This is a genomic window from Neobacillus drentensis, assembly GCF_036965245.1.
GTDB classification, from domain to species: Bacteria; Bacillota; Bacilli; order Bacillales; family Cytobacillaceae; genus Neobacillus; species Neobacillus drentensis_G.
Window position 1 is genome coordinate 17,734 of sequence record NZ_JBALPG010000114.1, and the last position, 3,495, is coordinate 21,228.

4 protein-coding genes are annotated in these 3,495 nt (G+C 34.2%); all 4 read right to left on the bottom strand.

Annotated features, from left to right (window positions below):
* Positions 1 to 116: 116 nt before the first annotated feature.
* The 4 genes from V7150_RS20305 to V7150_RS20320 all read right to left on the bottom strand — a co-directional run bounded on the left by V7150_RS20305 (position 117) and on the right by V7150_RS20320 (position 3,396).
* Positions 117 to 761, bottom strand: a complete 645-nt coding sequence (locus V7150_RS20305) for a DUF4352 domain-containing protein (RefSeq protein ID WP_335521905.1) — start codon at positions 759 to 761, stop codon at positions 117 to 119.
* 105 nt (positions 762 to 866) lie between these two features.
* A complete protein-coding gene (locus V7150_RS20310) occupies positions 867 to 2,240 on the bottom strand; it encodes an alkaline phosphatase (protein WP_335521906.1) in 1,374 nt (457 codons plus the stop codon).
* A 220-nt stretch (positions 2,241 to 2,460) separates the two neighbouring features.
* Positions 2,461 to 2,685 (bottom strand): hypothetical protein, encoded by a 225-nt coding sequence (locus V7150_RS20315; RefSeq protein ID WP_335521908.1) that lies wholly within the window; start codon positions 2,683 to 2,685, stop codon positions 2,461 to 2,463.
* A complete protein-coding gene (locus V7150_RS20320) occupies positions 2,686 to 3,396 on the bottom strand; it encodes an ABC transporter permease (RefSeq protein ID WP_335521911.1) in 711 nt (236 codons plus the stop codon).
* Positions 3,397 to 3,495: the final 99 nt, after the last annotated feature.

The following is a 3,495-nucleotide window of genomic DNA, read 5'->3' on the forward strand; positions in this document are numbered from 1 at the left end:
TCAAATAATGATTTGAATGTTTTATTATTAATTCTGATAGCATTGAAAAAGAACATCGCTTCGATGTTCTTTTTTGTGAATTCCCATTCAAATGTTATTTAATTAAGTATTCTCGATTATAAATCAATTTTTATGTTTTTTGCTTCGGCAATGCTTTCTTCGTTCTTATTTACGACATCGCTTGTTAACAGTTCAACCCATTTAATATCATTTGTGTCTTTTAGAATATAACCTAGATTTCCTTTTTTAACTCCGTTTGGTTCAATCTCTCCTGGTAATTCTTCAAGATAAATATCGTCTTCCCAAGTTTTTTGTTCCCCGCTGTGAGTTTTAAGAAAAGCAATTGGATTAAATTTTATTACGTCGCTAGATGTATTCTTGACTTCCACTTCAACCTTTAGAAAATCAAATTCTTCATCATGAGTATAGTCATGAAAAAAATCAATCATGCTGAAGTCAGGTACAAAGTGCATCACTTTTATATCTTTTATTATCATATTAGCAGGTCCTACCTGAATTTCCATATTAACTTTCTTGTAATCTTTTAAGGTTAGCTCGCCCTTTGTGTCAGAAAGAGTTTCACCTATATTTACAAGATTACGGTCATCGGTTACTTGCGGGCTTGGTACATATACATCATTTTTAATTTCTAGGGTAGGTTTTGCTGTAATATTTTGGGCATCTTGAGATTCAGTATTGTTTCCTGCTGAACAGCCAGCGAGTACTACTAATAATAGAAAGTGATAGAAAAATTTTTTCAAAGAGGTCTTCCTCCTTTTTACTGGCTTAAGAAAAAGTACCCGCTGCTTTTTGAAAGCAACGGGACCTGATAAAATTATTCATTACTCTGCTGAATAAATAAATTATTATTTACCATTACTTAAAATATCAAAAATAATTTTTGCATGGTCTGTGTTATCCACTTGTCCTGCAAAACGCTCTTTAGATGGGCCAAATGCAAATACTGGAACATCTTCACCAGTGTGTCCGCCAGTTGTCCAGCCTGTATACGAACGCTTATTAAAAATTGTTTTGATAGCAGTACTGATATCACTAGATTTTTTGCCAGCGTTTTTAACAGATTGAATTTCAGCATCTGTTAAAGGTAAAAGATTTTGATCAATATAACTTTTTAAAGTTTTCTCTACATCTGCACCTTTTGCAATTTCATCCGCCATAAAGGCAGGTGTACGTTTTGCAGCTTGGACTGGCTTACCAAACCAGTTATAAATACCATTTGCCCCTATAGAAAATCCACCTGTTGAATGGTCAGCAGTTGCTACAACTAGAGTGTGCTTATCCTTTTTCGCAAACTCAATTGCTGCCTTAAATGCTTTTTCAAAGTCTTCCATTTCGCTCATTGCACCGACAATATCGTTGTCATGGCCAGCCCAGTCAATTTGGCTGCCTTCTACCATGAGGAAGAATCCATTTTTATTTTTGTTCAAACGATCGATTGCTGATGTTGTCATTTCCTCAAGTGACGGAATATCTTCTGTACGGTCAATCATTTTCGGAAGACCTCCAGTAGCGAAAAGTCCGAGAATTTGATTGTTTTTATCCTTTAAGAGCTGTTCTTTATTCGTTACATAGCTGAATCCATCCTTTTTAAAGGCATCAGCAAGATTAACATCTGGACGTTCAAAATTCGTTTTACCTCCGCCAAGAAGCACGTCAATTTTATGTTTACCATTAATTAACTCATTGTAATAATCATCAGCAATCGCATTCATATTCTTTCGATTTTCATTGTGAGCACCAAATGCTGCAGGAGTTGCATGTGTGATTTCAGAGGTAGCCACTAGTCCTGTAGCTTTGCCCTTTTCTTTTGCAGCTTCTAAAACAGTTTTTACTTTCGATTTATCGTTATCTACTGCAATCGCCGCGTTATATGTTTTTACACCTGCTGACATTGCGGTTGCTGCTGACGCCGAATCCGTTATGTTTTGCTCTGGATCTTCAGGGTATGTCATTTGCTGCCCGACAAGGTACTTGTCAAACTCCGTTTTTTCAACTTCAGGCGTATTATGGTTGTCTTTAAAGTATCGATAAGCTGAAGTATAAGAAACACCCATTCCATCACCAATTAAGAAAATTACATTTTTGATATCAGCGTTGTTGTTATTTTCTACTTGTGCTTGAACGGATGTATTTCCTACAGTTCCAATCAAACTTCCCATTGCTACAGTTGAAAGAACCGCAACTGGGAGGACCTTTTTTAAAAATTTCTTTTTAAACATTGAAAGACCTCCGAATCATATTTTAATTTTCACAATGTTTACTATAATGGAAAATTGTTAATCTAATATTAAGTAGTCGTAAATTATGTTTATGCATTATGTAAATATTAGAATAAGTACATCTTCCATTAAAAATCATGAAAATAATTGGAAGCATTCATGCAGATATTATGTTGTTTTTATTAGTAGTCGGCTTGCTTGGGGCCAATATGTCATTGCTTTAGAACATTTGGACAATACCACTCACTATAGCTGCGATACCAAGTACCGCACAAATCAAACCAACATTTGTTTTGTCCCTTTTTCCTTTTTTACGCTTGCCAGTGAGAAAGAGGAGAATTCCTAATATAACAAGCACAATTCCCAAACCAACACTAAAAATATTAAGCTGTAATGAAACACTTTCAAGCGCATTATCAATGGCCCTTTCAATTCTTTGTTCCATTTACTCTACCTCCATAAGATTTACTTTGTTTATTAGGTTTATCGAAAAGAGTATTCCGACAAATATCATAATCAAACCGAATATATATATGACCGTAAAACTTGAAGCGATATTTGCGACAATATTGCACATTAACGAAGCCAAAAGAACAGCTGAAACAATTGTAGCAGCAACTGATTTCTTAATAAATCCAATGCCTGTTGCTATAATTCCTATACTTGCGGCTATAAAGGCCATAACGATTGTAATTTTTATAACTTGTAGCATGATAGAAGCAGTAAAGTCCCCACTTACAAGCTGCATAGATTTTTCTGTTTCACCAAATATTAAGAATATAATGAGATTGCTGATAATCATTGAAAAAATCGTAAATATGCTAACAACAGTTAATTTTGAGCATAAAATCTTTTTTCTGCTTACCGGGTATGAAAAAAGTAAAATAGATCTCTTTCCGGAATATTCCTCAATTATAAATTTAGAATACATAACAGCCGATAATACGCAAAAGGCCGTCATATTTAATACCCCGAACATTGGGATAAGATTGTTATATCCTAAAAAGACCTCTAAATCTTTATCGGTGGGCTCCAGCTTCGGCGCATAGGAAAAAAGATAGAGGAATCCTAACATAACTATGGTAATAATAATGCTAGCAATTACATAGGTGCGGATGTTGTTTCTTCTCAATTCCAATTTAATAAGTTTTATCATTTCTTATTCTCCTCTGAATATAACCTTGCAATAATTCTTTTATTTTTATAAGCAGATCATCATTCAATATATCCATTCCGATTGATTTCATTATGTGTT

Excerpts from the sequence above, each read along its gene's own strand:
- V7150_RS20310 (WP_335521906.1), bottom strand. The coding sequence starts at position 2,240 with ATGTTTAAAAAGAAATTTTTAAAAAAGGTCCTCCCAGTTGCGGTTCTT.
- V7150_RS20315 (WP_335521908.1), bottom strand. The coding sequence starts at position 2,685 with ATGGAACAAAGAATTGAAAGGGCCATTGATAATGCGCTTGAAAGTGTT.
- V7150_RS20320 (WP_335521911.1), bottom strand. The coding sequence starts at position 3,396 with ATGATAAAACTTATTAAATTGGAATTGAGAAGAAACAACATCCGCACC.